Origin of the sequence: Pseudoscardovia radai, from assembly GCF_002259605.1 — a bacterium.
In the GTDB taxonomy this organism is placed as follows: domain Bacteria; phylum Actinomycetota; class Actinomycetes; order Actinomycetales; family Bifidobacteriaceae; genus Pseudoscardovia; species Pseudoscardovia radai.
In genome coordinates this window covers 1-4287 of record NZ_MWWR01000031.1, presented here as the reverse complement: position 1 = coordinate 4287, position 4287 = coordinate 1, and the positions used below count along the sequence as shown (strand labels likewise).

General features: G+C 67.6%; 1 protein-coding gene. It reads left to right on the top strand.

Annotated features, from left to right (window positions below):
• The first annotated feature begins 33 nt into the window (after positions 1–33).
• The gene (locus tag PSRA_RS09020; RefSeq protein WP_476704357.1) at positions 34–4095 is read left to right on the top strand and encodes a putative Ig domain-containing protein; all 4062 of its coding nucleotides are present in this window, start codon (positions 34–36) and stop codon (positions 4093–4095) included.
• Positions 4096–4287 lie beyond the last annotated feature (192 nt).

The following is a 4287-nucleotide window of genomic DNA, read 5'->3' as shown; positions in this document are numbered from 1 at the left end:
AATTCCAAGGGAACCGCCACGAAGTCCTTCGCCATGTATGTGTATGAGGCCCCGGCTTCCGATGTGACCGCACTCCCCACCGGCAAGATCGGCACGGAGTACAACTGCACGGTTGCCGCCACCGGCTACACCACCCCGACGTTTGCGGCCGAGGGTCTTCCGAAGGGCCTGTCGATTGACGCGAAGACGGGTGTGATTTCGGGCACCCCGACCGAATACGGCTTGTTCACCCCGAAGATCACGCTGACGAACGAGGGTGGCACGCTGACGCTGACCCCGTCGCTGACGGTCGATTCCCCGCTGTCGCTTGATCAGACGGCGCTTGATCCGGCGAAGGTCGGCGACGCGTATAGCGCGAAGCTGACGTTCANGGGCAATCCGGCGGCTTCCTCGTCGGATGTGACCGGCCTGCCCGCCGGCCTGACCTATGATTCGACGACCGGTACGATTTCGGGTACGCCGACCGAGTCCGGTGTGTTCGAGCTGACGGTTGCCGCGTCCAATGGCGTGGATCCGGCGGTGAGCACGAAGCTGACGCTGACGGTGAACGCGGCCCCGGTGGTCACGACCGCGGCTCTGGCGGATGCGACGTATGCCGTTGATTATTCGCAGAAGATCGACGTGGCCGCGTATCCGGCCGCGAAGGTCGAGGTGTCGGGCCTGCCCGAGGGCCTGGCGTATAACGCCGGGACCGGTGCGATCGAGGGCGCGCCTGCCGTCGCGGGCGAGTTCACGGTGACCGTGAAGGCGTCCAATGATTACGGCGAGGTGTCCAGGGGCCTGCACCTGCTTGTCAAGGGCACGCCGGTGATCTCGACGACGCAGCAGGACGTGAAGCCGGCGACGGTGGGCTCCGAGTACAGCCTGCCGCTGACGGTGACGGGCTCCCCGGCCCCGCAGATCGATTACACGACGCTTCCGGAGGGCCTGTCGTTCGATACGCAGACGAATACGGTGAAGGGCACCGTGGCGGCGGCTCCGCGCGTGTATCCGGTGACGTTCACGGCGAAGAACTCCGAGGGTTCGGCGTCGGTGACGCTGAGCATCCGCGTGAACGAGAAGCCGGTGTTCAAGACCCAGTCCCTGCCTGACGGCTCGACCCTGTCGGAGTACAAGACCACGGAGGGCAAGGACGTGCAGGTCGTGGCCGAGGGCCTCGACGTGACGTTCGCTTCGAAGGATCTTCCGGCCGGCCTGTCGCTTGATGCGAAGACGGGCGTGATCTCGGGCACCCCGAGCAAGGGCGGCGAGCTCAAGTTCACGGTGACGGCGACGAACGAGCTGGGCTCCACTGACCAGCAGTACGCGATCAAGGTGTCCGAGCCGGCTGCGGTCTCGACGCAGTCGCTGGCGCCGGTCGTGGCGGGCCAGGCGTACGAGCAGAAGATCGAGACGACGGGCTATCCGGCCGCGACGGTCACTGTCACGGGTCTGCCCGAGGGCCTGTCCTTCCAGGACGGCGAGATCTCCGGCACGGTGGCGGCCGATAAGGTCGGCTCGTACCAGGTGACGGTGGAGGCCGACAACCAGGTGGGCGACAAGCCGGCGTCGAAGACGTTCACGCTGTATGTGGCGACCCAGCCGACGATCAATACGGCGTCCCTGCAGGATGCCGTGGCCGGTTCGAAGTATTCGATCGACCTGGATGTGGAGGGCGCGCCTGATCTCGACGTGACGGTGGATGGCCTTCCGGACGGCGTGACGTATTACGCCCCGACGAAGACGATCTCCGGCTTCCCGACCCGGACGGGCGAGTACAAGGTGACCGTGACGGCCACGACGGCCGGCGGCCAGCTGAAGGCGTCGAAGGAGTACACGCTCAGGGTGACGACGGCCGCGTCGATCGTGACCGAGTCCCTGAAGGACGGCCTTGCGGGCCAGGCGTACGACCAGGCGATCGAGACGGCGGGCTTCCCGGCCGCGACGGTCACGGTCGACGGCCTGCCTGAGGGCCTGTCCTACAAGGACGGCAGGATCACGGGCACTCCGAAGGCGGCCGGCACCAGCCAGGTGACGGTGACCGCGTCGAACGGCGTGGGCGAGAAGGCCGTGAAGACCTTCAAGCTGACGGTGAACGAGACGCCGGTCATCTCGACGGAGTCCCTGGCCGCGGCGCAGACGGGCGTCGAGTACTCGGCGAACGTGACGGTGACGGGCACCCCGGCTCCGAAGGTCGATGTGTCCGGCCTGCCCGCCGGCCTTGGGTACAAGGACGGCAGGATCGCGGGCACCCCGACGGAGTCGGGCGAGTTCACGGTGGTCGTGAGCGCGACGAACGGCACGGCCGACCCTGTGACCCGTGAGCTGAAGCTGACGGTGAACGCCCCGGCGTCGATCGCGACCGACGCGCTGGCCGACGGCATCGCGGGCCAGGAGTACGCGCAGCCGATCGAGACGGCCGGCTTCCCGGCCGCGACGGTCACGGTCGAGGGCCTGCCCGACGGCCTGTCCTACAAGGACGGCAAGATCGCGGGCACCCCGAAGACGGCCGGCACGTACAAGGTGACGGTCAAGGCTTCCAACGGCATCGGCGACGCGGCGCCGAAGACGCTGACGCTGACGGTGGACGAGACGCCGGCCATCTCGACGGAGTCCCTGGCCGCGGCGACGATCGACACGCCGTACGATGCCTACGTGACGGTGACGGGCACCCCGGCCGCGGACGTGACGGTCTCCGGCCTGCCGGCGGGCCTGTCCTACGCTGACGGCAAGATCACGGGCACCCCGGCCGAGTCCGGCGCGTTCACGGTGACGGTGAAGGCCTCCAACAAGGCCGGTTCCGTGTCCAAGGACCTGAAGCTGACGGTGAACGCCCCGGCGTCCATCGAGACCGGGTCCCTGGCCGACGCGACGGTGGGCCAGGCGTACACGCAGTCCATCCTGACCAGCGGCTTCCCGGCCGCGACGGTCGAGGTGTCCGGCCTGCCCGAGGGCCTCGCGTTCGACGCTGTGTCGAACGCGATCACGGGCACCCCGAAGGCCGCCGGCACCGCGACGGTGACGGTGACCGCGTCCAACGGCATCGGCGAGAAGGTCGAGAAGGACTTCGAGCTGACGGTGAACGCCCCGGCGTCCATCGTGACTGAGTCCCTGGCCGACGGCATCGTGGGCCAGGCGTACAGCCAGAAGATCGAGACGGCCGGCTTCCCGGCCGCGACGGTTGTCGTGTCCGACCTGCCCGAGGGCCTGTCCTACGCTGACGGCCAGATCACCGGCACCCCGAAGGCGGCCGGCACCGCGACGGTGACGGTGACCGCGTCGAACGGCATCGGCGACGCGGCGTCGAAGACGCTGACGCTCACGGTGAACGAGGCCGCGGCCGTGACGACGACCGAGCTGCCCGCCGCGACCCAGTACACCGCGTACTCGGCCGACATCACGGCGACCGGCTCCCCGGCCCCGTCGGTCACGGTGGAGGGCGACCTGCCCGCCGGCCTGACCTACGCGGACGGCAAGATCCAGGGCACCCCGACCCAGACCGGTGAGTTCAAGCTCACGGTCAAGGCCGGCAACGGCGTGGCCGCGGACGCGACGGCCGAGCTGACGCTCACCGTCGCCGCGATCCCGGCGCAGACCGTGTACCGCGTGTACAACCCGGTGACCGGCGAGCACCTGTTCACCACCGACCAGAACGAGTACGACCAGCTGGCCGCGCTCGGCTGGCAGCAGGAGGGCTCGAGCTGGCGCTACCTGGAGAAGTCGGACAAGCCGATCTGGCGCCTGTACAACCCGAACGGCGGCGTGCACCATTACACGACCGACCAGAACGAGTACGACAAGCTCGCCAAGGTCGGCTGGCTCCAGGAGGGCGTGGCCGGCTATGCGGCCGACGAGTCCTTCGGCGTGGCCGTGCATCGTCTGTACAACCCGAACGACACGACGGGCGCGCACCACTTCACCCTCGACGAGAACGAGGTCAACTCCCTCGTGTCCAGCGGCTGGGTTGACGAGGGCACCGCGTTCTACGCCCTGCCCGCCGAGTCCGCGACGGATACCACCGACACGGACGCCACCGACACCGATACCGAGAACACCGATACGGACACCACCGATACCGATGCGACCGATACCGATGACACCAAGGTGACCGAGTAAGGACCGTGATCCACGGTTCCTGACCTCAACGGGTTAGCGAAAGCCCCACCGCTACGAGCGGTGGGGCTTTTTGCATGCCCTATGGAGTGAGTGTGACTGCACGCATAACGGAACAGTATGCATCGCATTGTTCTAGGGAGGAGACAGTGCGTCAGGAGAGAAGACATCGCCTCAGTGTCAGGCACTGAGGCG